This window comes from Variovorax sp. AC194 (assembly GCF_979257995.1).
This window is the reverse complement of the sequence record NZ_OZ409823.1, coordinates 5,032,341-5,055,362: the sequence shown is the minus strand read 5'-3', so window position 1 is coordinate 5,055,362 and position 23,022 is coordinate 5,032,341. Positions and strand designations below refer to the sequence as shown.

The window sequence follows — 23,022 nt, the reverse complement described above, 5'->3', positions numbered from 1 at the left end:
AACCAAACCACGGACTAGAGCTTTCCAGGCATGCCCAAAGGGGTTCCGAACCCAGCCGAGATGTACGGCATCTACACCAGGCCCTGGGGCTTCGAGGTGTCCATCGTCAGGGCCGGCGTGCGGCACCGGGAGGTGTTCGGCCGGGCCAGCTACGGCGGCATCGCGCAAGCCCTCGCGCATGCGCAACGATGGCGCGATGCGCTGGTGAAAAGCCTGCCGCCGTCCACGCGCCGCTCCCGGGCTGAGAAGGTCCGGCCCAACAACAAGACCGGCGTACCCGGCGTGTTCCGCCTCCTCACGCCCAGCGGAAAGATTCTCGGCTGGCTCGCCAAGACCTACATCGCCCACGACCAGATTTTGCGGGCGCTGTTTCTCGCGAGCGACCAGGGAAGCGCCGCGCGGGCGATGGCAGTCCAGGAGCGCGGCCGGCAACTGGGCCAGATGTCGGGGCTGGCCAAGGTGCATCCCGCCGAAGAGGCGATCCGGAAGGCGCCCGCCCGTTCGTCCGCGAAGCTGCCGCCCAAGCGGTCGAAGTCCGAAATCGTCCGCAAGAACAACCGCAGCGGCGTTTCCGGCGTGACCTTCAAGTCGCCCCGGCCCAAGCACCCGGGCTACTGGATGGCCATCACCTACACCGCGGGGAAGGGCGCGACGAGCAAGGCGTTCTCGGTGGCCGAGCATGGCTACGACAAGGCCAGGACGCTCGCCGAGGCCGAACGCCGGCGCCAGCTGGCCCGCAAGAAACGCGAAAGCCGACAGGCCGAATGAAAACAGAGCAGATCGCAATTCCCGTCGCACCCGGCATCGACGTCTCAGCCTTGGCAACAGCGCCGGCCGATGCCGAAGCCTGCTTCGTCCTTGCGCACGGCGCGGGCGCGGGCATGGCGCATCCGTTCATGAACGCCGTTGCCGAGGGCCTGGCGCAGCGGCGCATCGCGACGCTGCGCTACCAGTTCCCGTACATGGAAAAAGGCATCAAGCGCGTGGATTCGCCGGCGCTCGCTCATGCCACTGTGCGAGCGGCCGTCCGGTGCGCCGCACAGCATTTCGATGGCGTTCGCCTGTTCGCCGGCGGCAAATCGTTCGGCGGCCGCATGACCTCGCAGGCCCAGGCGCTCGCCCCCCTGCCGGGCGTCCAGGGCCTGGTCTTTCTCGGCTTTCCATTGCATCCGGCCGGCGCCCCGTCCATCGATCGCGCCGCCCATCTGCACGACGTCGAGGTGCCGATGCTGTTCATGCACGGCACGCGCGACAAGCTCGCGGAGCCCGAGCAGATGCGCCCCACGCTGCGCGGCCTGGGACCGCTGGCCACGTCGATGGAAATCGACGACGCCGATCACTCGTTCGGCGTCCCCAAGCGCAGCGGACGCACGAGCGAAGAAGCGCTGGATGAAGTGCTCGACGGCCTGGCCCTGTGGACGCAGGCCTGGCGCATCGGCTGACCGGCCAGCTGCCGTACCAGCTGGCGTATCAGCTGGCGAGGGCGCGCATCTCGGCGATGAGATCGCCCTTGCCCTCGAAGCCGATGCCCGGCAGCGCCGGCAGCGTGACGTAGCCGTCCTGTACCTTCACGCCGTCGGGGAAACCGCCGTAGGGCTGGAACAGATCGGGGTAGCTCTCGTTGCCGCCCAGCCCCAGGCCCGCGGCGATGGCCAGCGACATCTGGTGCCCGCCGTGCGGAATGCAGCGCGAGGGCGACCAGCCGTGGTCCTTCAGCATGTCCAGCGTGCGCAGGTATTCGACCAGGCCGTAGCTCAGCGCGCAGTCGAACTGCAGCCAGTCGCGGTCGGGCCGCATGCCGCCGTGGCGGATGAGGTTGCGCGCGTCCTGCATCGAAAAGAGGTTCTCGCCCGTAGCCATCGGCCCTGCGTACACCTGGCCGAGCTTGGCCTGCAGTTCGTAGTCGAGCGGGTCGCCGGCCTCCTCGTACCAGAAGAGCGGGTACTGCGAGAGCGCGCGGCCGTAGTCGATGGCCGTGGGGAGGTCGAAGCGGCCGTTGGCGTCCACCGCCAGCTGCTGGCCGGGGCCGAGGATCTTCAGGACCGACTCGATGCGTTCGCAGTCTTGCGCCAGCGTTGCGCCGCCGATCTTCATTTTCACGACCGAGTAGCCGCGCTCGAGATAGCTGGTCATCTCGCGCTGCAGGCCCTCGACGCCCTTGCCGGGGTAGTAGTAGCCGCCCGCCGCATAGACGAACACGCGCGGGTCGGGCGTGCCGCTGCCGTAGCGCTCGGCCAGCAGCTGGTACAGGGGCTTGCCGGCGATCTTGGCGACCGCGTCCCACACGGCCATGTCGATGGTGCCCACGGCCACCGAGCGCTCGCCATGGCCGCCGGGCTTCTCGTTGATCATCATGCGGGCCCAGACCTTGTGGGGGTCGAGGTTCTCGCCGGTCTCGTCCAGGAGCGACGCCGGCTCGGCCTCGAGCAATCGCGGCAGGAAGCGCTCGCGGATCAGGCCGCCCTGGCCGTAGCGGCCGTTCGAGTTGAAGCCGTAGCCGATGACCGGCTTGCCGTCGCGGATCACGTCGGTGACCACGGCCACGAGGCTCAGGGTCATCTTGGAGAAGTCGATGTAGGCGTTGCGGATGTCCGACTTGATGGGACGCGTGGATTCGAGGATGTCGACGATTTTCATGAGGAGGGTGGGGAGAATCTCCGCCGTGGTTCAAGGTGCAGTGCAGGAAGGCATGCATCTTTTTCCGGCGGGGCTCGCACCGTCCAATACTCCAATTGCATAGAACTATTCAACCGCGCTGCACATGGGCCCCGGCAACCGACCCCTCGATCTCGAATGGCTGGAAGACTTCCAGGCCCTGGCCGAGACCGGCAACTTTTCGCGCGCGGCACAGGCCCGCTCCATCGCCCAGCCCGCGTTCAGCCGGCACATCCGCGCGCTGGAGGAATGGGTGGGCGTCGACCTCTTCGACCGCAGCGCGCACCCGGTCGCGCTGACCGCGGCGGGCAAGCGCTTCCAGCCTCTGCTGCAGGAGGTGCTGGCCGGCCTGCAAGCGGCCCGCACCGAGGCCCGCCACGCGCACGACCTGGATGCGGCCAGCCTGAGCTTCGCGGCCACGCACGTGCTCTCGCTGACCTTCTTCCCGCGCTGGCTCGGCAGCGTGGAGGCGCGGCTGAGCATGGGGCCGATCCAGACCATCTCCGACAGCTCGCAAGCCTGCGAAGACCTGATGCTGCAGCGTCGCGTGCAGTTCGTGCTGTGCCACGGCCACGCCGGCGCGCCCGGCCGGCTCGATGAAGCGCAGTACCCGGTGCAGCGCCTGAGCGAAGACCTGCTGGTGCCGGTCGCGGCGCCCGGTGCGAGCGGCGCCCCGCAGCACGCGCTGGGCGCGGACCGCGCGCCTTCGGTGCTGGCGTACAGCGAGGCCTCGGGCCTCGGCCGGATCATGCGGTCGATCCAGGACAGCGAATTCGGCAAGGACTTCGCGCCGTCCCTCTCGGTGGTCTTCACGGCGCACCATGCCGCGCTGCTGCGGACCATGGCGCTCGAAGGGCGCGGCCTCGCGTGGCTGCCGATGAGCCTCGTGGCGGAAGACCTGCGCACCGGCGCGCTGGTCGATGCCGGCGCGGGCGGCTGGCGGGTGCCGGTGGACATCCGGCTGTACCGGCAACTCGCGCCGATGCCGCCGGTGGCAGAGGCGCTGTGGGCGCTGGTCAGCAGCGCCTGACGCGGCGCAACTAGGGGCAATGTCCTGCACGCCGCGTCGCCGGCGGCTGGCGAGCCGCGCGCCGCGCATCCGGAAACTCGTGCCTTCAACAGGAGATGCCCATGAATTCCAAAGCGCGCCCCCATGAGGAGCCCGAGATCACGCAAGAGGAATCCGTGCCCAGCGACGGCCGGGACACCGAAGGCGAGGAGTTGATGAAAGAGGTGAAGAACCGCAAGCTCCACGACGAAGGGTCCGCGGAAGAAAAGACGCCGGAGAAATCGAAGAAGGACAAGTCCTGACACCGCGGCGGCATTCCTGAAATACGAACCACAAGGCGCGCCCATGAACGGCAACGCAGCCACCGTCCCCGTCGCAGCTTCGTCCGCACCCGCTGCGTCGCCCACGGCGCCCACGGCGCCCACTTCAGCCACCTCGCTCTGGCAGCGCAGCCGCCGCTGGGTGCTGCCGCTGGTCGGCATCGCCATCCTCGGCCTCCTGCTCTCGCATGCGCACAAGGTGGACTGGGCCGGCGCCTGGCATGCGCTGCAACGCTACTCGCCCTGGCTGCTCCTCGGCGTGCTGGGCCTGGCCACCGCAAGCCACGCGCTGTACGGCTGCTTCGACCTGATCGGGCGGAGCCACACGCGCCATCCGCTGCCGCGCTGGCGCACCTGGGCGATCGCGGTCACCAGCTACGCCTTCAACCTGAACCTCGGCTCATTGGTGGGCGGCATCGCGATGCGCGCGCGGTTGTATGCGCGCGCGGGCCTGGACGAGGCCGCCGTGGCGCAGATCGTCGGCCTCAGCCTCGCGACCAACTGGCTCGGCTACGGGCTGCTCGCGGGCGGGTTGTTCGCGGCGGGCGCCATCGCGCCGCCGAGCCGCGCGCCCATCGGGTCGGGCGCGCTGCGTGCGATCGGTGTGGTGATGATTCTTCTGGCCGTGGCCTATGTCGTGGCCTGCGCGGTCTTGCGCGGCCGCGAGTGGCGCATCAAGAACCGGCGGCTGAAATTTCCGAGCGCGCGGCTCGCGCTGGTGCAGCTGGCACTGTCGACCACGAACTGGGCGCTGATGGGTTCGGCGATGTATTTGCTGCTCGGCCAGCAGGTGCCGTATGCGACCACGCTGGGCGTGTTGATGGCCGCATCGATCGTCGGTGTGATCACGCCGATTCCCGCGGGGCTCGGGGTGCTCGAAGCGGTGTATCTCGCGCTGCTGTCAGGCACCGTGAAGCAGGGTGCGCTGATGGGGGCGGTGCTCGCGTACCGCGCGCTCTATTACCTGTTGCCGTTGGCCGGCGGGATGGTGCTCTATGTGTTTCTGGAGCGGTATGCGTCGAGCCATCCGCTGGACAATGCGCAGCCCTGATGCGGATGAAAAAAGCCGCGCGAACTCACAACTCGATGAATGCCGACGTGGCCTTGTTGAGCGCCAGCTTGCCCTTGGCGGTGATCGATTCGACCTGCGCGAGCTGGCGTATCGCGCGCTCGTGGGGCGTGCGCTCGGAAGGCGGAATGAACGCGGTGACCAGGTCGGCCGCGCGCAGCACGCGCAGCCTGTCGATGTCTGCGGGCGTGTGGATCACATAGGGCAATCTCTGCTCCGAAATCACCCGAAGAAACTCCATGGACATGAGCCGTCTCCTTGTCTTGATGGCGGTTCGGACATTGTGCGCACAAACAATTAGCTGTGGCTAATCCCTCTGCCGGGCATGCCCTTTTGACACTTGTACTGAAGTTTTCACTTTGTGCGCGCAGTGCGTGCGCAACCGTTTGCCGCTGCACCGCAGCAAGCTATCTGTTGGCTTGAAGCGGCCAGGCGGTGGTGTCGGGCATGAGGATGTGCCAGAGCACCGGATCGATGCCCTCGAAGGTCGCGCGGTAGCGATCGGAGCGCCGCCCTTCATCGGTCACGTCGCGGATCACGATGCTGTCGATGCGCTGCGGGTTCGCCCGCCACACCTGCGCGTAGATCTCCGGATCGGCCTCGCCCGAATCGCCCACGAGCACGAAGCGGCGCTGCGGAAATTCGGTGAGCAGCCGGTCGATCACGCCCAGCTTGTGCGCGCGCGAATCTTCCGCGCCGGGGATCAGCGTGCGCCACGTGGTGCTCTCGCGCAGGTGCATGCTGCCGGCGGGAAAGTCGTTGTCGCGAACGAAATCCGCAAGCGCCGGATAGAGCTGCATGGGGCTCGCCGAGAGGTAGTGAAAGCGCGTGTCCGGCACCTGCGCGAGCGCGCGGTAGTACGCCGCCATGCGCGGCGCCGCCTCGAAGCGGCGCGCGAAGGTGTTCAGCAGCATCTCGCGCCGGTCGCGCACCTGCGTGCGCTTGATGGTGTCGTCGATGTCCGAGATCACCGACACGCCCTCTGCAGGCACGACCAGCGCCTGCCCCCTGAAGCGGGGGATCAGTTCGCCCGGCCCCGTCACGCCGTGGAACTGCAGCCACTGCAGCGGCGCCGTGGTGCGCGGCGCATCGACCACCACGCGCAGGTTGGTGCGGCCGTCCGCGGTCGAGGCCGGCATCTTCACGCGGGTCTGCGTGCCGTCGAAGACGACGTCGATCAGCTTGCCTTCTTCCGATTCGGCATGGAACAGCGCGGTGCGCTGGTTGAAGCGCAGCCGCGCCGTGGGCGAGAGCTTCTTGAGGTTCAGCCCGAGGTAGCGCGCCAGCGCGCCGTCCAGGCCCCAGCGCCGTTCGCGCTCGAAGATCCAGGCGTGGATGTCGACCTCGAGGCGGCCGTCGGCGGTGGGCCGTGCCGTGCCGGGCATGAAGAGCGCTTCTTCATCGGCCTCGAGCGGTTCGGCGGCCCGCAGCGCCTGCATCGGCGCGAGGCCCGCGAGCAAGGCCGCACCCATCACCACGGACCGGCGCTTCAGTTGGAGCGCGGGCGGGTGGATGGGGCTGTCGTCGCTCATGCGTTCGCGGCGGCGATGCGTTCGTAGGTCACGAAGCTGTAGGGCAGGCCGTCCTTGGCCGAGACGTGCGATGTGCGCTGCGTCTCGCGCCACGCGGCGCCGTCGAGCACGGGCGCGTGTGCATCGCCTTCGTAGTCGCGCGCAATCTCGGTCACGACCGCGCGCTGCGCGAGCGGCTCGGCCTCGGCATAAATTTGTGCGCCGCCGATCACCCACACTTCGGGCGATGCGGCCTTCGCACAAAGCGCGAGCGCATCGCGAAGATGGCCGACCGGCAGCGCGCCTTCCGCGCGCCAGTCGGCCTGCCGCGTGACCACGATGTTCTGCCGCCCCGGCAGCGGACGAAAGCGCGGCGGCAGCGAATCCCAGGTCTTGCGGCCCATGATCACCGGCGCGCCGGCGGTCTGCTGCTTGAAGTGCGCCATGTCCTCGGGCAGGTGCCACGGGATCGTGCCGTTGGCGCCGATGACGCCATTGGCGGCGCGCGCGTAGATGAGGTTGATGCGGGCACTCATGCGCTCAGACCGCGACCGGCGCCTTGATCGGATCGCCGTGCTTGTAGTCGAGCACCTCGAAGTCCTCGTACTGGTAGCCGAAGATCGAATCGGGCTTGCGCTTGATGTTCAGCGTGGGGTAGGGGTACGGGTCGCGGCTGAGCTGCAGCTTCACCTGCTCGGCGTGGTTGCTGTAGATGTGGCAGTCGCCGCCGGTCCAGATGAAGTCGCCCACATCGAGGTCGCACTGCTGCGCGACCATGTGCGTGAGGAGCGCGTAGCTCGCGATGTTGAAGGGCACGCCCAGGAAGATGTCGGCGCTGCGCTGGTAGAGCTGGCAACTGAGCTTGCCGCGTTCGCCCTCGGCCTGCGGCGGCGCGACGTAGAACTGGAAGAACGCATGGCAGGGCATCAGCGCCATCTTGGAGAGCTCGGCCACGTTCCAGGCGCTCACGATGATGCGGCGCGAATCGGGGTTGGTCTTCAGGGTCTTGATGACGTCGGAGATCTGGTCGATGTGCCCGCCGTCGGGCGTGGGCCAGCTGCGCCACTGCACGCCGTACACCGGGCCCAGGTCACCATCTTCGCGCGCCCATTCGTCCCAGATGGTGACGCCGCGTTCCTTCAACCAGTTGTTGTTGCTCGAGCCGGTCAGGAACCACAGCAGTTCCTGGATGATGGATTTCAGGTGCACCTTCTTCGTCGTCACCAGCGGAAAGCCCTCGTTCAGGTCGAAGCGCATCTGGTGGCCGAACACGCTCTTGGTGCCCGTGCCCGTGCGGTCGCTCTTGAACACGCCGTGGGTGTCCACGTGGCGCATGAAATCTTCGTACTGGGAGCGGACGGGGCGGGTGGGCGTGGAGGTCATGGACGGACTGGGATAAGGGGCTGTCAGGGGCGGGTTTTTGGATTTTAAGTGCCACCGCTTAGCATGGCGTCCATGAGCCAAGACCACCCCACGGACAGCCATGAACACGGCCACGACCACAGCGAACTCGGCGAGATGGACCTGCGCGTGCGCGCCCTGGAAAGCGTGCTCACGCAGAAGGGCTACATCGACCCCGCCGCGCTCGACGCGCTGATCGACACCTACCAGACCCGCATCGGCCCGCGCAACGGCGCGCGGGTGGTGGCGCGGGCCTGGGTCGACCGCGAATTCCACGACTGGCTGATGGCCGATGCCACGGCCGCCATCGCCTCGCTCGGCTACACAGGCCGGCAGGGCGAGCACATGGTGGCGGTCGAGAACTCCGATGAACAGCACCACATGGTCGTCTGCACCCTCTGCAGCTGCTACCCCTGGCCCGTGCTCGGCCTGCCGCCCACCTGGTACAAGAGCGCGCCCTACCGCTCCCGCGCCGTGAAGGACCCGCGCGGCGTGCTGGCCGATTTCGGCACGACACTGCCCGAGACCACGCGCATTCGCGTCTGGGACTCGACCGCCGAGGTGCGTTACCTCGTGATTCCGCAGCGCCCCGTGGGCACAGAGGGAATGAGCGAAGAGGAACTCGCAGCGTTGGTCTCGCGCGATTCGATGATCGGCACGCGGCTGGTCGAAGCGCCCTCGGCGGGGAGTGCCGCATGAGCTATGTCACGCATGCCGACCTCGGCGGCCAGCCCGGCTTCGGCCCGGTCACGCCCGAGGCCGAGGGCGAACTCTTTCACGCCGGCTGGGAGCCGCGCGCGCTGGCCCTCACGCTCGCGATGGGCGCGACCGGCTCCTGGAACATCGATGCAAGCCGCGCCGTGCGCGAGACGCTGCCCGACTACCGCGACCTGAGCTACTACCAGATCTGGCTCGGCGCGCTGGAGCAGCTGATGCTGCAGCGCGCGCAGGTCTTTCCCGACGAGATCGCGACCGGCGAGATGAAGCATCCGCCCGCGCCGGTCGCCCGCGTGCTGCAGGCCGCGAACGTGCCCGCGGTGCTCGCCAAGGGCTCGCCCACCGAACGCCCCGAGCCCGGCCCCGCGCGCTTCGCCGTCGGGCAGGCCGTGCGCATGCACCTCGGCAAAGTCGACCATCACACGCGGCTGCCGGGCTATGTGCAGGGCAAGCGCGGCACGATCGAGCACATCCACGGCGCGCACGTGTTCGCCGATGCGCATGCGCAAGGCCTGGGCGAACAGCCGCAGTGGCTCTACACGGTGGTCTTCGAGGAGGCCGAGCTCTGGGGCGAGCAGGTGGTCACACAGAATCTCTCCGTGTCGGTCGATGCGTGGGAGAGCTATCTGGAAGCGGTCGCATGACGGGCGATATGCCGCTCGCACCCGGCATGCCGCGCGATGCCGACGGCCCGGTGTTCAAGGAGCCCTGGGAAGCACAGGCCTTCGCGATGACGCTCGCGCTGCACGAGCGCGGCCTCTTCACTTGGGTCGAGTGGGCCGAGGCGCTCGCATCGGAGATCGCCGCCGCGCAGGCCGCGGGCGACCCCGACACCGGCGAGACCTACTACCGCCACTGGCTCGCCGCACTCGAAGGACTCGTGGCCCGCAAGGGCGCGAGCTCGGGCGACGAACTCGCGCGCTACCGCCACGCCTGGGACCACGCGGCGGACCGCACGCCGCACGGACAGCCGATCGAGCTGCGCGGCGAGGACTTTCCGGGCTAGACGCGGATCACGCGCCCCGGGTTCAGCGTGTTCTTCGGATCGAGACCGCGCTTGATCGCCCGCATCATCTCCAGCGCCACCGGCGACTTGTGCTTCTCGAGCTTGTCGACCTTGAGCGATCCCACGCCATGCTCGGCCGAGAACGAGCCGCCGAACTTCTCCACCGCGTCGTACACCAGCGTGTTGATGCGGTCTTCCTCGTTCTTCAGGAAGGCCTTGGTGTCGATGTTCTCCGGCGCCTGCACGTTGTAGTGCAGGTTGCCGTCGCCCAGGTGCCCGAAGTTCACCAGGCGCACGCCGGCGATCTCGCGTTGGAGCAGCGCATCGGTCTCGGCCACGAAGGCCGGAATGCGCGACACCGGAATCGAGATGTCGTGCTTGATGTTCAGCCCTTCCTCGGCCTGCGCGAGCGGAATGCTCTCGCGGATGTGCCAGAGCTGGTGCGCCTGCGTGAGGTTCTCGGCCACCACCGCGTCGCTCACGCAGCCGTCTTCGAAAGCGGTCTCCAGCAGCGCCTCGAAGCGGGCGCGCGCGTGGTCTTCGGATTCGCTGTCGGAGTTCTCCAGCAGCACGCAGTAGGGCACCGCCGCATCATCGATGAAGGGCACGCGCAGCTGCGGCATGTGCTTGTCGACCAGGCTCAGCGCGAACTTGCCCATCACCTCGAAGCCCGTGAGCCCCGAGCCCAGATGCTTGTGCGCGAGGCCCAGCAGCGTGACCGCGTGGTCCAGCGAAGGCACCGCGGCCCAGGCCGTGAGCTGCGCGGCCGGCAGCGGGTAGAGCTTCATGGTCGCGGCGGTGATGATGCCCAGCGTGCCTTCGCTGCCGATCATGAGATCGCGCAGGTCGTAGCCCGTGTTGTCCTTGCGCAGGCCGCTCGTGCCCTCCCAGATCTCGCCCTGCGGCGTGACCACTTCCAGGCCCAGGCAGAGCTCGCGCGTGTTGCCGTAGCGCACGACCTGCGTGCCGCCCGCGTTGGTCGCGAGGTTGCCGCCGATGGTGCAGCTGCCCTCGGCCGCCAGGCTCAGCGGGAACAGGTAGCCCGCTTGCTCCGCGGCCTCCTGCAGCGTCTGCAGAATGCAGCCGGACTCCACGGTCATCGTGAGGTTGGCGCCGTCGATGGCGCGGATCGCGTTCAGCCGCTGCAGGCTCAGCACCACCTGCGTGCCGCTGTCGTCGGGAATCGAGCCGACCGCCAGGCCCGTGTTGCCGCCCTGCGGCACGATGGCCGTGCCGGCCGCGGCGCAGGCCTTGACCACGTCGGCCACCTGCTGCGCATTGGCCGGCCGCACCACCGCGAGCGACTTGCCGCGCGAGCGCTTGCGCCAGTCCTGCTCGTAGGCGGTGAGGTCGCCCTCGTTGAGCACATGCGTCGGGCCGACGATGGCGCGCAATTGGTCGATCAGTGCAACGGAAGAAGAAGTCATTGGGCGGAAGCCTCCAGTTGGCGGGCAGCGGCAGCGGCCTTGGCATGGCGCAGGCGAAGGCGCACATGCCACGCGCAGGCCGCGAAGAGCACCAGGCACAGCAGCACCTCGACCAGCGCGAGCACCTGCCCCACGCCGTTGGTGTCGCTCCAGGCGCGCACCACGCCCTCGGTGAAATAGAGCCAGATCATCAGGCTGACCCAGCGGTAGGTGTACATGCGGTTCTTGTAGAGCCCCGCGAGCGGAATCACCAGCGGCAGCACCTTCAGCGCGAGCAGCGAGCCGCCGGGCCGCAGCGGCGCGAGCCACAGCTCCCAGGCCAGGCCCAGCACGATCAGCCCGACGAGGCTGCCCACGGCAAGCCATCGGGTGGCGCGGACGGAAGAGGGCGGGAGCGGCGAATTGGGTTGCATGGGCGGACACCGCGGAACCGGCTTCGCCGGGCCGCTGGTGTTGCCCCCGGAAGGGGGTTGGCGCAGCGACACGAAGTGCGCGGAGACTGGGGGAGAGTTCAGATCCTATGATACCGGCCATGAATCGTCGGCAGCTTTGGAGGGATCTTTCGCGTTTTCCGTGGCGCAACACCGCTGCGGTATTGGGCGAGCGCTTTCGCGAAGACCGGCTCGGTCTCACGGCCAGCAGCCTGACCTTCACGACCACCATCGCGATGGTCCCGTTCTTCACGGTGGCGCTGGCGCTCTTCACCGTGTTCCCGATGTTCGCCAAGATGCAGGGCCGCCTGCAGCGCTGGCTCATCGAGAGCCTGATTCCCGACAACATCGCGCGCCAGGTGCTCGGCTACCTGAACCAGTTCGCGAGCAAGGCCAGTGGCCTCGGGATCGCGGGCCTGATCGTGCTGCTGATCACCGCCATCGCGCTGATCCTCACGATCGACAAGACGCTCAACAACATCTGGCGCGTGCGAACGCCGCGGCCCTTCGCGCAGCGGGTGCTGATCTACTGGGCAGCGATCACGCTCGGGCCGGTGATCCTCGCGGTGAGTTTGTCGACCACCTCGTACGTGGTCTCGGCCACGAGCGACGTGGTGGGGCGCGGCATGGTCAAGCTGTTCTTCGACACCTTCGAATTCGTCCTGCTCGCGGTCGGCATGGCCTCGCTCTACCACTACGTGCCCAACACCAACGTGCGCTGGTCGCACGCCTGGGCCGGCGGCATCTTTGTGGCAGCGGCCATCGAGATCGCCAAGCGCGTGCTGGCCTACTACCTGAGCCTCGTGCCGACCTATTCGGTGCTGTACGGTGCGTTCGCGACCTTCCCGATCCTCCTGGTGTGGATCTACGTGGCGTGGGTGATCGTGTTGCTCGGCGCGGTCATCGCGGCCTACCTGCCGAGCCTGCTCACGGGCGTGGCGCGGCGCGGCGGCGCGGCGGGCTGGCCGCTGCAGCTGGCCATGGAAACGCTGCAGCACCTGGCGCGCGCGCAGGCCACGCCGGCCAAGGGCATCGGCGCGGGCGAACTGGTGACGCGCATGCGCGTCGATGCGCTGCAGCTCGTGCCGGTGATCGAGACGCTGGTCGCGCTCGACTGGATCGCGCCACTGGCCGAGGAGCCCGCCAACGAGGACCCGCGCTATGTGCTGCTGGCCGACCCCTCGACATCCATCGAGCCGCTGCTCAAGGAACTCTTGATGCCGCAGGCCGAGCCGCTCGAAGACCTCTGGCAGAAGGGGCCGCTGCGGTCGCTGCGCCTGGGCGACGTGTTGCTGATCTAGCGGGATCGCCCGAGTCTTCAGTTCGCAACGCCGCCGGCATTCCTGAGGTATTGCGTTGCAGCAGCGGTGTGCTGCGCCTGCGCCAGCTCGCGGCGGCGGCATGTGGATGAGCGCATCTCGACAGGTCTCGCGAGGTGCCTGCATCGCGATCGATGCGCGCTGCGCTTGAGCGCCTGATCCCCTCCCGCAACGAACTTTGAATTGCGCGGCCTTCGCTGGCCGCGGGAATTTTCCACGCTCTGCCCAACGGCTTTTCAAGCAAACGGGCGTTTGACCATTGTTTGCAATGGTGCGGCTCCGCACACAGCAGACTGCCCGTCCTGAATCAAATGGAGGGAAAAGGATGGCGCATACCTTGGCCATACAGAGCGCGGCGATCCCCGTGATCGCGGGCCGGCCTGCGCTGGAGCCGGCGCGCCTTTCGGGCCACGAGGGCCTGAACGCACTGTTCGAATACGAACTGCTTCTGAAAACGCCCGATGCCCTGAACCTCGGGGCCAGCGGGGCCGCCGACTTCGACCTCGACAGCTTCATCGGCCGCGAGATCACCTGCAACATCCAGCTGGACGGCGCGGGGCAATTCGTTGCGGGCGCTGTCGGTGCATCGGTCGATCACATCGGCGCGGGCGTGCGCCAGATCAACGCGCTGATCACCGACGCCGCCATGTGGGGCGAAGAGGGCCGCCACGTCCGGTACAGGCTCACGCTGCGCCCGTCGTTGCACCTTGCCACGCTGACCACCGACTGCAAGATCTTCCAGAACAAGACCGTTGCCGAGGTGCTGGACGAACTGCTGGCCGGCTACGACTTCGCCGTCGACAAACGCCTGATCGAGACCTACCCGCCACGCGATTACCAGACGCAGTTCAACGAGAGCGATTTCGAGTTCTTCAGCCGCCTGTGCCAGGAATGGGGCATCAGCTATTTCTTCGCGCACAGCGAAGGCATGCACCGCCTCGTGCTCATCGACAACATGGGCGCGTACAAGAAGAACGCGAGCGCTGCCTACCAAGAGGTGGAGTACCACGCCCCGGGCTGGAAGCTGGATGCCGAGTACGTGCACAGCTTCGTGCCGCACAGCCAGCTCACCAGCGGCAGGTACGCGACGCGCGACTACGACTACACGCGCCCGAGGGCTGACTTGAGCGTCGGCCGCAGCGATCCGCGTCCGACGGGTCAGGCCGATGGCGAGATTTACCAGTGGCATGCCGGTCAAGCCGGCAGTCACTACGTGCAGCCGCGCGCGGGCAGGGCCGAGGCCAATGACCCGCAAGGCGAAGGCCGCCAATTGGCGCTGCTGCGCATGCAGGCGCTGCGCACCCACGGTGCGCGCGCCAGGGTCAGTGGCAACCTGCGCGGCATGGTCCCTGGCTGCAGCTTCGAGCTGCGCAAGCATCCGCGCCAGAAGGCCAATGCCGAGTACCTGATCCTGGACACGCAACTGCTGATCGAGGATGTGGCGCTGGACAGCCAGATCAAGGAGGCCGTACCCGACAGAGGCCAGCGCTGGAAGGTCGAAGTGGACTTCACCGCGCATCCGATGGCAGAGCCACTGCGGCCGGTGCTCCTGCAGGCCAAGCCCTTCACGCACGGGCCGCAATCCGCGCTGGTGGTCGGCCCCGAGGGGCAAAACCTCTGGACCGACGAACTGGGCCGCATCAAGGTGCAGTTCCCGTGGGACCGCCTCGGACCCAAGAACCAGCACAGCACCTGCTGGATTCGGGTATCGAGCCCGTGGGCGGGCAACCAGCTGGGCGGCGTGCACATTCCGCGCATCGGCCAGGAGGTGATCGTCGACTTCATCGGCGGCGATCCGGACCTGCCGGTGTGCACGGGCCGGCTGCACAACCAGAGCAACCTGCCGCCGTGGGCGTTGCCAGGGCAATCGGCGCTGAGCGGCTTCAGGAGCCGAGAGCTGACCCCGGAGGGCGGCAACAGCGCGGCGGGGCGCAGTAACCATCTGGTGCTGGACGACACGCCGGCAAGGCTTCAGGTTCAGCTCAAGAGCGACCATCAGCACAGCCAGTTGAGCCTCGGGCACATCACCCGCATCGAGGACAACGCCGGACGCAAGGACCCGCGCGGCGAAGGCTTCGAGCTGCGCACCGATGGGCATGGCGTTGTGCGCGCTGCCGACGGCATGCTCATCAGCACCGAGGCCCGCATGGACGCATTGGGACACGCGAAAGATCTCGGCGAGGCCATTCAGCGCCTGACGCTCGCGCGCGAACTGGTCGAAGGCCAGTCCGATGCCGCGCGCACGAGCCAGGCCCAGATCAAGGGCGATCAGGATGCCGTGGCCAAGGCGCTCAAGCTGCTCAACGACAGCATCAGGGGCAGCGGCGGCAACCCCGAGGCCGGCCAGTTCCCCGAGCTGGCGGAGCCGCACATGGTCCTCGCAACCCCCAGCGGCATGGCCTTGACCTCCGGAGGCTCGACCCACATCGCCAGCACCGAGCACACGCAAATCACCAGTTCGAAACACACCAGCATCAACAGCGGCCAGAGCCTGATCGCCGTCGCACTGGAGGCCTTCAAGGTCTACGCCATGCAGAACGGCATGGAGGTCATCGCCGCGCAGGCCGACATCGAGATCAAGGCCCTGAAGAACTCGATCCACATGATGGCCAAGGACACCATCAACCTCACGGCCGATCACATCAACATCGTCGCCAAGACCAAGCTGACTCTGAATGGCGGTACGAGCTACGAGGAGTACAGCGCCGGCCAGATCACCACGGGCACGACCGGCAAGTACACCAACTACGCGAAGGTCCACAGCCATGTGCCGGGCGACTCCAAGCCCACCAAGCCGCTGAATGGGGAGGCTTGCGGAACCAAGGAAAGAGCTGCGGACAACGGTGGCAGTTCGGTGTCCCGCTCATGACCGACAACTCGGATACGCCATACCTTCAATTGGTCGATGCGTTCATAGAGGATTGGCGTGGCCAGACAGTGTCCGTGCCCAAGGACCATGGGGGAGGCCGGGATGCGCTCAAGACCATCGAACGGCTCGTGCCGCAGCGGGCCTACTTGCTGTTCAACCGATGGGACGACAACCCGTTGGCTCAGGCGCTGGACGAGCAATTTCCCAAATGGGCACGTGACCGCGTCATCGTGCCCGATCGGCAGTTCGAGCATCGAGGCGAGCACGCGCCGTTCCTGGTGGAGTTGCCCGAGGAACTGGTTCTTCCCACTTCCGACTTCCAGAGTCGGCCGGTGCGGGAATGGCTGGCGCAGTGTCTTGAATATGCGGCGCAGCAGAAGCATCGACGCACCGACAAGCAAGACTTTTGCGGCGTCGTCGTCAGCCCCGAGAAACCGCAGGCCATCGTTCGGCACTGGGTTGGCTTGGGCGACCAGCGGCCACCGTACAAAGATGAAAGCGCGCTTTTTCGTTATCACGATCCGCGCGTCATGCAGCGCGTGTGGCCCGCTCTGGATGCATCCCGGCAGAGCAGGTGGCTGGGGCCTGTCACGCATTGGTGGTCGCTGGTGCAGCCTTGGGGCCCGTTCAGCGATACATCGGAGCCGGCCCAATGGTTCCACGCGAAAGCGCCATTCCTGCCACACGGCGCAGAGGTCGGTAGTTCACCGCGCAATCTGTTCGATGAAGCGCAGTGGTTTCTCGCGGGCATCTCGCCGCAGGCCAATCTGATCTGGCGCAGCTATGCCGACAACGGCGTGCCGATCGATAAGCAGCCCGATCCAAACAACCTGATGCGGATGCTGACCGACGCCGCTCGCATGCGGCTGGATGACCTCAACCTTGAGGACTATGTCTGGATCACTTGGCAGCACAACCCCAAGGGTGGCCCACCGCGCGCCCTGGATTGGAGCTTGCCGCATCTGGTTCCGATATTGAGACGCATCGAGGAGCAGATGCGCGATCAGCCCCATGCCCGCTTCTCCACCCTCTTTGCCAAAGCCACCCAGCCTCCTCGCTAGATATTCATGGACCACACATCGCCCTGCAGCCAATGCTCGCAAACCGGACTGCCCATTCTCTTCACGCGTTATGCCGCCGCCTACAGTGCGACGCGCGAGGGCATGGACGAGCTCGACAGGCTCAAGCCCGCCGGCACGCTCAAGGCCGAGCCCGGCGGCGTGCACTTGAAGACCGCCAAATACAACGTGCGCATGCTGCGCACCGGCTATTTGTACCTGCGGCTGGAATCCGTGTACCGCACGCCCGAATGGCTGGCCTTTGTCGTGCATCCGCACGGCTATCTCACCAAGATCGACATCAACCATCCAGAGCAGACCCGCAGCGAGGCCGCTTGCAGGCCGAACGAATGGGGCGCCAACAGGAGCCTGGTGTGGATCAAGGATGCCGAGAACATCACCAAGTTCCAGTTCATGTTTCATCCGGACCCAATCGAGTCGGACCACCTCAAGACGGTGATCGGCCAAGCCCCGGACAAGTACATGCAGAGCTTCGACGTGAAAGCCTGGGTGAAGGGTGCGACCAGCCAAAGCGACACCATGCTGCCTGACACGCTAGGCACCATGGTCATGGAGTTCAAGGCGCTGTCCAACGAGGCGCTTCAGACCGTGGGCAATGAACAAGTCTTTGGGCTCATGGGCTGTACTACCGCCGAGCGCCAGTGGGGCGATTGGGAGGAAGAGCAAATCAGTCCCCCTCGGTTTGTCGATGATTACGGTCGCGGTGACGTGATCAAGGAGATCATCAAGCACGCTCAGCCCGACTACGAACATGTACACGGCCCGCGGTTGCGCAAGATGGTCGAGTTCTTGAAGACAAACAGGGGCGTAATCGCCGCTTGCGAAGACTCGATCGGGATTGCGCAAGAACTCAGCATGCATCACCTGACAGCTGCAGTGCCATACGCGCACTGGCTGCAGGAGACCGATGGCAAGAAGATCAGCAACCAGTTCAAGCAGGCGGCCAGCGCCAGCATCCGCACGATCCAGCAAGGGCTGAGCAAGGCCGTCATGACCGTTTACGACGGCCAGACCGAGAGCTTTCGTCGTGCCGCCGAAAACGTGATGCTGCCCTATCCAGGCTCTGATGCGCCGGGAACTACCAAGGTCCGGCAAGCTGACGGCAGCTACAAGGACATGACTTTTCCCGAACAGAACAGGCAGCGTCGCGCTGAATGGAATCAGAGCGCTGAACAGCGAGATCGCGACCGAGCCCAGGCTGAAAAGGCCGCGAGCGAAGATGCGGCGCGCAAGACCCGCGACCTCTACGACATTGCGGCAGTGGGCGCGTTCGACAAGGCGCATGGAATCCGGATCAAGACGCGCGACGATCTGATGGACACGATCAATGCCGATCTGCAACTTTGGCTCAAGGCCGATGCCTTCGTCGAGAAGGCGCTGGGCCGCTACAACGAAAACGCCGATCCGACCAAGAGCCCGGACGGCCTGCACTGCGCAGGCCAGTTGTGCGCCATCCTTCTGCAAATGGACAGCACTCCCAAGGGGCGGGAATGGTATGCAGCCCTGAACACCTTCACGCCAGGCCGGAAAAACCTGGTCTGGCGCATGCTCAGCTTCAACAACAAGACCATCAGCGACGAACTCGCGCAGGCGCTGAAACAAGCAACCGATCCGTTGACCTATGGCGAACAAGAGATCGAGGATGCGCAACGCGATGTGAAGAATCAACAGGCCATCGGCAAAGCTGCAACGGCATTGGGCAGCTTGTCGAAGCTGCTCAAAGGAGCAGACACCATTGGCAAAGCGCAGAGCAAACTGAACGATCCGCTGACCCAGGGCTGGATGGCGCGCATGAGTTCGTACTGGGACATCGGAAGGGCGGCCAAAGACAACATCGCTTCGGTGTTATTGGTATCCACGCTCGCGAGCGTCAAGAAAATGGAGGCCACCGCGCTCGAGAAGCACATTGCAAAAGGTCAACTTCTGCTGCTGGCCCACGGCATGGGCTCGGACGCACAGCGATTTGTGAAGAGCGATCTGACCACGGCGGTTCAGGGCAAGCGGGTGCCCTTGGTGCTGGGCGGATTAAGCATGCTGTCGATCGTTCCGAAGCTGGGTATTGCGGCAGTGAAGCGGGATGCTCGCAGCACGAGCGATGCGGCGGGAAGCATCTCCAGCAGCATTGGCGCTGTGAAAGGCTGGAAGGCCGATTTCTACAACGAGACGGTGCTCAAGGAAGTGCCGAACAAGGTTGCGTTAGAGCAGCAGGCCAGCAAGCTTGAGGCGGCCAGCCAAACCCTAAAGAGTTTGAAGGCGAAGGCAGCGGTGTTCACTGTTGCCGGCTCGGTGGTGGCCGTGTGGTGGGATTTGGTGGATGCAAGAACGGCCTACAAGGAAAATGATCTAGTGCTTCTAGCGGCCTACTTCGCTCGTGCTGCGGTTGGCGCTGGGACTATCGTTACCACCATCGCTGGGGTGTATGCGTCCGAAGCCTTGCTGGCGCTTCTCACGCGCATCAACATATATCTGGCCGTTGTCTCCACAGGCGCCACCTTTGCCATTGGCAAGCTTCAGGGCGAAGCCTGGGTCAAATGGCTGCTGGCCCAGCCCTTCCGGGTAGCCCAGGTGCGCGATGGCGAGAAGAACGCTTTCAGGGGCAATGTCGAGGACAGGTTCAATGCAGCGATGCCGGAGCTCAGGAACACTCTTGGGCATCTTGGCGCCGTGGCGGCAGGCATGAGCGGTGTGTATGTTCCAGTGCCTCCCAAGCGGCCCCCTGCCTATCCCCCTTCAGCACCCGAGAGCCAAGTCTTGAAAGTCAACATCGAGTCGCCGTTCGAGAGCGAGGCCGAGATGATGGGCAAGCTCTCCGATGCGTTGTCAGCATTTAAATAAAAGGAGGCGCCAATGTTTGATATCGAAGGCGGGTTTTTGAGGCACATCGAAGCTAACGGCAAGAAACAAGCGGTGGAACTGATGGCCGACATCAACCCGTACACCCGGCTCTACACGCCGAAAGAGCCCGTCACAGACCAGACGGCCAAGCCGAGCCTGAACTGCAACCGAGTCTTGCTTGACTACAACGAACACTTCATCGAGCTGTCGAACTGCAAGGAGTATCTGAGGACGCTGTTCTTCATGCTGACAGTGATGCAGTGTGTAGTTGTCCCCGGGATTCCATCCGTTGGAGTTGTCGCCATCTATTCCTTGGGGGGCTTTGGTTTTACGACGATCTTCATGCTGCTGGTGTTGTCAGGCGCGCTAATCCTGACTTGCTATCTCTGGCCAATCATCAGTGGCCCCCTCATCTTCACGGCCCTGCGCGCCCGTTACCGCTTCAACCGAACCACCCGCAAGGTCTACGTGCTGCGCCCGGCGCGCTATGGCGGCAATGTGGTGCTTGATTGGGACCGGGTGCAGGCCCACGTCAATTGGCGCGACCGCGGGCAGATGACGTATGAACAGCTTCGCGACCCGGTCGCTCGGCAGATGCGCCAGAACAATCTGGAATCTGGCTGCATGGTTCTGTACTGGCCGCCGTTCGATGCCAACGACGCCGAGCGCAAAGGTGAGGAGGTCTTGTGGACCGGCGACAACTTCGTTTTTGGCGAGTCTCTGTGGCAGTACATCCGCACATTCATGGAAGACGGCATCGACGCGGTGCCGGTGCCCAATGCGTTGGAGTGGTTGCGCAAGGGTTACAGCAGGCCTGACGAGTATTTCGAAGAAGTGGACTTGCACCTGTCGCGTGCCGAGGAGGCACGTGCGCGAAGCAGAGGCCAAGAGAGTTCTGAAGTTCTTGGTGCCATCGGAAACGGACTGCTCTCGTTCATGTGGACTCCAGTACATAGCCTGGCTGAACGCCTGTGTTCGTGGCCGACTTTTCCCGAAGAGTGGAACAGCGACTGCGGGCAGAAGCGGCGCGAGAGTGGCATTGGGCCGGAAGAGCCGTTGCGGTGGGAGGCCAAATGACCATACCCAATGCGCGCCCAAAGTCGAATAAGTGCCGACATGTTTGATTGTGAAGCTGGTTTTTTTGCATATAGCAGGGAGCATGGGCAGAGCAAAGCTGTCGAGTTTCTTGCGGATATCAACGACTACACGATGCTTAAGTCTCCCAAAGACAAGCTGAAGAAAAAGAAAAAAGGCAGGGGGCCGCAACCTGGCCTTGGCTGGTCGCGAACGCTTTTTGATCGCAACGAGCACTTCATCGAGATGTCCAACATGGGAGAGGAGGACAGGTCGTTGATATTTATGGTGGGAGCAATGTTTGCGATTACTTTGGGATGGTTCGCGCCTTTTATGGCATTACTGGTCTTAGAGACAGAATTTCTTTCATCGGATTGGTACTTCATTTTTTTTGCAGGGGGAGGGGCCGTTCTTGGATTCACGTGGTTTATCTACATGCTCTGGCCACAGACATTCGCCCCCAACTTCTTCACCTCTCTCCGCGCCCGCTACCGCTTCAACCGAACCACCCGCAAGGTCTACGTACTGCGCCCCGCGCGCTACGGCGGCAACGTGGTGCTGGACTGGGACCGCGTGCAAGCTCATGTGAACTGGTGTGCGCCGCGCGAGATGACGTATGAGGACCTGCACAACCCGCTAGCGCGCCAAGCCCGCCAGGACAATCGAGGTGGTGAGTTCGGTATGTGCGGCCTGCTCCTGTATTGGCCGCCCCTTAATCGCGCGGACGAAGAGCGCAAGGGCGAAGAAGTGCTATGGGTCGGGCCCAAGCTGGCCGGAGAAGGCCTCTGGCAGTACATCCGCATCTTCATGGAAGAGGGCATCGATGCAGTGCCCGAGCCCTCGGAATACGAGTGGTTGCGCAAAGGCTTCCAGACGCCGGGGGAGCACGTGGAGGAAACGGTGCTCGGCCCGTCACGCGCGCTCGACCGCATCGGCGGGCGTGCCGAGGAAGGCAAGACCTCGATACAAACCGACTTCAATTTCATGCTCAACGCGGTGTGGGCGCCTCTGCACTGTCTGGCAGAGCGGCTTTGCAGATGGCCGACTTTTCCCGAAGAGTGGAACAGCGACTGCGGGCAGAAGCGGCGCGAGAGTGGCATTGGCCCGGAAGAGCCATTGCGGTGGGAGGCCAAGGCATGAAGGGCGCATTAACAGCCACATCCGCCTGCACGACCTCCGGGGCGCGCGCTGGCGGCCATCCATTCATGAAGCCGAAGCGGAGTGAGCATGTTTGAAGGCGCAAACCTTCTAGCTGGCGACAGGCGGAAGTACGGTCAACAGGCTGCGATGGAGATCGCAGGAGACATTCATGAGTACACCGAGCTTTACGGCCCGGAGGAATCCGCCGGCGTGCCTTACCTGAATGGGCGGCAGGTGTTTGACTTCAATGAGCACTTCATTGAGTTGGGAACAGCGATTCAAGGGGGACGGTCATTGAGCTTCATGCTCTTTGGGTTGTTTGCTTCTATCGTCGTTTTTATGGGTGGCTTCTTTGCAGTTGCAAGTTACGACCGATTAATTTCACAAGATCAAGATCGATCACCCCTGTGGTTTGTTTTCTTTCTCGCGATCATCTTTGCCTCAGCGATTTTCTTGTTTCGCATTCTCTGGGGCATCATCCTCCGTAGTTCCCTCCTCACCGCCCTGACAGCCCGCTACCGCTTCAACCGCACCACCGGCAAGGTCTACGTACTGCGCCCCAACAAGTTCGGCGGCAACGCGGTGCTCGACTGGCATCGCGTCAAGGCCCATCCCAAGTGGTGCACGCCCCTCGAAGTCAAACCCGGCTGGCAACACAACCAAACCGAACGCGACAAGCGCAAGCAGGCTGGCGGAGGTTTCTCCATGCGCCGCGGCCTCGTGCTGTACTGGCCCCCGCTGGATGCCAACGATCCCGAACGCAAAGGCGAAGACATCCTCTGGGTGGGCAAATGGCTCTCCGGCACTCCGCTGTGGGAATACATCCGCACCTTCATGCAAGAAGGCATGCAAGCGGTGCCCGCGCCCGAGCCGCACGAGTACCGCCGCAAGCGCCGCAGCAGCATGTGGCAGTACCTGTGGGAAGAGGGCTTCGACACGACCATCCGCGAGGCGCGGTTGTTGGGCAACAAGAAGCCCGAGACTGCTGTCGGCCTGGACGACTGGCTGCGCGAAGGGCCGTTTGTGATCTTCAACAGCTGGGCGCAGTGGCTGTGCTGGTGGCCGACTTTCCCGAAGGAGTGGAACAGCGACTGCGGACAGAAGCGGCGCGAGCGCGGCATCGGGCCGGAAGAGCCATTGCGGTGGGAGGCCAAATGAGC

The 23,022-nt window shown here is 65.0% G+C and carries 22 protein-coding genes; 15 read left to right on the top strand and 7 right to left on the bottom strand.

Annotated features, from left to right (window positions below; translation table 11 throughout):
- Nucleotides 1-60: 60 nt before the first annotated feature.
- Both ACZYRS_RS24075 and ACZYRS_RS24070 read left to right on the top strand, forming a co-directional pair.
- Nucleotides 61-768, top strand: a complete 708-nt coding sequence (locus ACZYRS_RS24075; protein WP_463421271.1) for an AP2 domain-containing protein — start codon at nucleotides 61-63, stop codon at nucleotides 766-768.
- Entirely contained in the window at nucleotides 765-1,442 is a 678-nt protein-coding gene (locus tag ACZYRS_RS24070; RefSeq protein WP_463421270.1) for an alpha/beta hydrolase family protein, read from the top strand. The genes ACZYRS_RS24075 and ACZYRS_RS24070 overlap by 4 nt, the downstream gene beginning before the upstream one ends.
- Before the next feature lie 28 nt (nucleotides 1,443-1,470).
- On the opposite strand, the gene ACZYRS_RS24065 is transcribed toward ACZYRS_RS24070, so the two are convergent.
- Nucleotides 1,471-2,637, bottom strand: coding sequence for a mandelate racemase/muconate lactonizing enzyme family protein (locus tag ACZYRS_RS24065; protein ID WP_463421269.1), 1,167 nt, complete (start codon nucleotides 2,635-2,637; stop codon nucleotides 1,471-1,473).
- Between the two features lie 124 nt (nucleotides 2,638-2,761).
- Between ACZYRS_RS24065 and ACZYRS_RS24060 the strand changes: the two genes are divergently transcribed.
- From ACZYRS_RS24060 to ACZYRS_RS24050, 3 genes are all read left to right on the top strand, one after another.
- Entirely contained in the window at nucleotides 2,762-3,685 is a 924-nt protein-coding gene (locus tag ACZYRS_RS24060) for a LysR family transcriptional regulator (RefSeq protein ID WP_463421268.1), read from the top strand.
- Between the two features lie 101 nt (nucleotides 3,686-3,786).
- Nucleotides 3,787-3,966, top strand: coding sequence for a hypothetical protein (locus tag ACZYRS_RS24055; RefSeq protein ID WP_463421267.1), 180 nt, complete (start codon nucleotides 3,787-3,789; stop codon nucleotides 3,964-3,966).
- A 43-nt stretch (nucleotides 3,967-4,009) separates the two neighbouring features.
- Complete coding sequence (locus ACZYRS_RS24050; RefSeq protein WP_463421266.1) at nucleotides 4,010-5,035, top strand: lysylphosphatidylglycerol synthase domain-containing protein; 1,026 nt, start codon at nucleotides 4,010-4,012, stop codon at nucleotides 5,033-5,035.
- A 25-nt stretch (nucleotides 5,036-5,060) separates the two neighbouring features.
- Here the strand turns inward: ACZYRS_RS24050 and ACZYRS_RS24045 are convergent, their stop codons facing one another.
- The 4 genes from ACZYRS_RS24045 to ACZYRS_RS24030 all read right to left on the bottom strand — a co-directional run bounded on the left by ACZYRS_RS24045 (nucleotide 5,061) and on the right by ACZYRS_RS24030 (nucleotide 7,947).
- Entirely contained in the window at nucleotides 5,061-5,300 is a 240-nt protein-coding gene (locus ACZYRS_RS24045) for a hypothetical protein (RefSeq protein ID WP_198787812.1), read from the bottom strand.
- A gap of 160 nt (nucleotides 5,301-5,460) precedes the next feature.
- Entirely contained in the window at nucleotides 5,461-6,585 is a 1,125-nt protein-coding gene (locus ACZYRS_RS24040; RefSeq protein ID WP_463421265.1) for a phosphatidate phosphatase App1 family protein, read from the bottom strand.
- Nucleotides 6,582-7,100: a dihydrofolate reductase gene (locus ACZYRS_RS24035; RefSeq protein WP_463421264.1), complete on the bottom strand. Its 519-nt coding sequence runs from the start codon at nucleotides 7,098-7,100 to the stop codon at nucleotides 6,582-6,584. Before ACZYRS_RS24035 ends, ACZYRS_RS24040 begins: the two co-directional genes overlap by 4 nt.
- Before the next feature lie 4 nt (nucleotides 7,101-7,104).
- Nucleotides 7,105-7,947: a thymidylate synthase gene (locus ACZYRS_RS24030; protein WP_198787815.1), complete on the bottom strand. Its 843-nt coding sequence runs from the start codon at nucleotides 7,945-7,947 to the stop codon at nucleotides 7,105-7,107.
- Between the two features lie 63 nt (nucleotides 7,948-8,010).
- On the opposite strand from ACZYRS_RS24030, the gene nthA reads away from it, so the two are divergent.
- From nthA to ACZYRS_RS24015, 3 genes are read left to right on the top strand one after another with little or no spacing between them, the layout of a single operon-like run.
- Complete coding sequence (gene nthA / locus ACZYRS_RS24025; protein WP_463421263.1) at nucleotides 8,011-8,664, top strand: nitrile hydratase subunit alpha; 654 nt, start codon at nucleotides 8,011-8,013, stop codon at nucleotides 8,662-8,664.
- Nucleotides 8,661-9,326, top strand: a complete 666-nt coding sequence (gene nthB, locus ACZYRS_RS24020; RefSeq protein WP_463421262.1) for a nitrile hydratase subunit beta — start codon at nucleotides 8,661-8,663, stop codon at nucleotides 9,324-9,326. The genes nthA and nthB overlap by 4 nt, the downstream gene beginning before the upstream one ends.
- Nucleotides 9,323-9,688 carry a nitrile hydratase accessory protein gene (locus ACZYRS_RS24015; protein WP_463421261.1) on the top strand — a complete coding sequence of 122 codons (366 nt, stop codon included), beginning with the start codon at nucleotides 9,323-9,325 and terminating at the stop codon, nucleotides 9,686-9,688. Before nthB ends, ACZYRS_RS24015 begins: the two co-directional genes overlap by 4 nt.
- Here the strand turns inward: ACZYRS_RS24015 and ACZYRS_RS24010 are convergent.
- Entirely contained in the window at nucleotides 9,685-11,115 is a 1,431-nt protein-coding gene (locus tag ACZYRS_RS24010) for an FAD-binding oxidoreductase (RefSeq protein ID WP_463421260.1), read from the bottom strand. The two genes, ACZYRS_RS24015 and ACZYRS_RS24010, sit on opposite strands and share 4 nt — an antisense overlap.
- On the bottom strand, nucleotides 11,112-11,528 hold the full coding sequence (locus ACZYRS_RS24005) for a DUF2069 domain-containing protein (RefSeq protein WP_198787819.1): 417 nt from the start codon (nucleotides 11,526-11,528) through the stop codon (nucleotides 11,112-11,114). Before ACZYRS_RS24005 ends, ACZYRS_RS24010 begins: the two co-directional genes overlap by 4 nt.
- A 107-nt stretch (nucleotides 11,529-11,635) precedes the next feature.
- Between ACZYRS_RS24005 and ACZYRS_RS24000 the strand changes: the two genes are divergently transcribed.
- The 7 genes from ACZYRS_RS24000 to ACZYRS_RS23970 all read left to right on the top strand — a co-directional run bounded on the left by ACZYRS_RS24000 (nucleotide 11,636) and on the right by ACZYRS_RS23970 (nucleotide 23,020).
- Complete coding sequence (locus ACZYRS_RS24000; RefSeq protein ID WP_198787820.1) at nucleotides 11,636-12,847, top strand: YihY family inner membrane protein; 1,212 nt, start codon at nucleotides 11,636-11,638, stop codon at nucleotides 12,845-12,847.
- Nucleotides 12,848-13,202: 355 nt separating this feature from the next.
- Complete coding sequence (locus tag ACZYRS_RS23995) at nucleotides 13,203-15,734, top strand: type VI secretion system Vgr family protein (protein WP_463421259.1); 2,532 nt, start codon at nucleotides 13,203-13,205, stop codon at nucleotides 15,732-15,734.
- Nucleotides 15,731-16,795, top strand: a complete 1,065-nt coding sequence (locus tag ACZYRS_RS23990) for a DUF4123 domain-containing protein (protein WP_463421258.1) — start codon at nucleotides 15,731-15,733, stop codon at nucleotides 16,793-16,795. Before ACZYRS_RS23995 ends, ACZYRS_RS23990 begins: the two co-directional genes overlap by 4 nt.
- A gap of 6 nt (nucleotides 16,796-16,801) precedes the next feature.
- Nucleotides 16,802-19,648 carry a T6SS effector BTH_I2691 family protein gene (locus tag ACZYRS_RS23985; protein ID WP_463421257.1) on the top strand — a complete coding sequence of 949 codons (2,847 nt, stop codon included), beginning with the start codon at nucleotides 16,802-16,804 and terminating at the stop codon, nucleotides 19,646-19,648.
- A gap of 12 nt (nucleotides 19,649-19,660) precedes the next feature.
- Nucleotides 19,661-20,725, top strand: coding sequence for an MFS transporter (locus ACZYRS_RS23980; protein WP_463421256.1), 1,065 nt, complete (start codon nucleotides 19,661-19,663; stop codon nucleotides 20,723-20,725).
- 9 nt (nucleotides 20,726-20,734) lie between these two features.
- Nucleotides 20,735-21,862, top strand: a complete 1,128-nt coding sequence (locus ACZYRS_RS23975; RefSeq protein ID WP_463421255.1) for an MFS transporter — start codon at nucleotides 20,735-20,737, stop codon at nucleotides 21,860-21,862.
- 87 nt (nucleotides 21,863-21,949) lie between these two features.
- Entirely contained in the window at nucleotides 21,950-23,020 is a 1,071-nt protein-coding gene (locus tag ACZYRS_RS23970; RefSeq protein ID WP_463421254.1) for an MFS transporter, read from the top strand.
- Nucleotides 23,021-23,022: the final 2 nt, after the last annotated feature.

What these genes read in the sequence shown, in the direction of transcription:
- ACZYRS_RS24075 (WP_463421271.1), top strand. Translation starts at nt 61, where the DNA reads ATGTACGGCATCTACACCAGGCCCTGGGGCTTCGAGGTGTCCATCGTC.
- ACZYRS_RS24070 (WP_463421270.1), top strand. Translation starts at nt 765, where the DNA reads ATGAAAACAGAGCAGATCGCAATTCCCGTCGCACCCGGCATCGACGTC.
- ACZYRS_RS24065 (WP_463421269.1), bottom strand. Translation starts at nt 2,637, where the DNA reads ATGAAAATCGTCGACATCCTCGAATCCACGCGTCCCATCAAGTCGGAC.
- ACZYRS_RS24060 (WP_463421268.1), top strand. Translation starts at nt 2,762, where the DNA reads ATGGGCCCCGGCAACCGACCCCTCGATCTCGAATGGCTGGAAGACTTC.
- ACZYRS_RS24055 (WP_463421267.1), top strand. Translation starts at nt 3,787, where the DNA reads ATGAATTCCAAAGCGCGCCCCCATGAGGAGCCCGAGATCACGCAAGAG.
- ACZYRS_RS24050 (WP_463421266.1), top strand. Translation starts at nt 4,010, where the DNA reads ATGAACGGCAACGCAGCCACCGTCCCCGTCGCAGCTTCGTCCGCACCC.
- ACZYRS_RS24045 (WP_198787812.1), bottom strand. Translation starts at nt 5,300, where the DNA reads ATGTCCATGGAGTTTCTTCGGGTGATTTCGGAGCAGAGATTGCCCTAT.
- ACZYRS_RS24040 (WP_463421265.1), bottom strand. Translation starts at nt 6,585, where the DNA reads ATGAGCGACGACAGCCCCATCCACCCGCCCGCGCTCCAACTGAAGCGC.
- ACZYRS_RS24035 (WP_463421264.1), bottom strand. Translation starts at nt 7,100, where the DNA reads ATGAGTGCCCGCATCAACCTCATCTACGCGCGCGCCGCCAATGGCGTC.
- ACZYRS_RS24030 (WP_198787815.1), bottom strand. Translation starts at nt 7,947, where the DNA reads ATGACCTCCACGCCCACCCGCCCCGTCCGCTCCCAGTACGAAGATTTC.
- nthA (WP_463421263.1), top strand. Translation starts at nt 8,011, where the DNA reads ATGGCGTCCATGAGCCAAGACCACCCCACGGACAGCCATGAACACGGC.
- nthB (WP_463421262.1), top strand. Translation starts at nt 8,661, where the DNA reads ATGAGCTATGTCACGCATGCCGACCTCGGCGGCCAGCCCGGCTTCGGC.
- ACZYRS_RS24015 (WP_463421261.1), top strand. Translation starts at nt 9,323, where the DNA reads ATGACGGGCGATATGCCGCTCGCACCCGGCATGCCGCGCGATGCCGAC.
- ACZYRS_RS24010 (WP_463421260.1), bottom strand. Translation starts at nt 11,115, where the DNA reads ATGACTTCTTCTTCCGTTGCACTGATCGACCAATTGCGCGCCATCGTC.
- ACZYRS_RS24005 (WP_198787819.1), bottom strand. Translation starts at nt 11,528, where the DNA reads ATGCAACCCAATTCGCCGCTCCCGCCCTCTTCCGTCCGCGCCACCCGA.
- ACZYRS_RS24000 (WP_198787820.1), top strand. Translation starts at nt 11,636, where the DNA reads ATGATACCGGCCATGAATCGTCGGCAGCTTTGGAGGGATCTTTCGCGT.
- ACZYRS_RS23990 (WP_463421258.1), top strand. Translation starts at nt 15,731, where the DNA reads ATGACCGACAACTCGGATACGCCATACCTTCAATTGGTCGATGCGTTC.
- ACZYRS_RS23985 (WP_463421257.1), top strand. Translation starts at nt 16,802, where the DNA reads ATGGACCACACATCGCCCTGCAGCCAATGCTCGCAAACCGGACTGCCC.
- ACZYRS_RS23980 (WP_463421256.1), top strand. Translation starts at nt 19,661, where the DNA reads ATGTTTGATATCGAAGGCGGGTTTTTGAGGCACATCGAAGCTAACGGC.
- ACZYRS_RS23975 (WP_463421255.1), top strand. Translation starts at nt 20,735, where the DNA reads ATGCGCGCCCAAAGTCGAATAAGTGCCGACATGTTTGATTGTGAAGCT.
- ACZYRS_RS23970 (WP_463421254.1), top strand. Translation starts at nt 21,950, where the DNA reads ATGTTTGAAGGCGCAAACCTTCTAGCTGGCGACAGGCGGAAGTACGGT.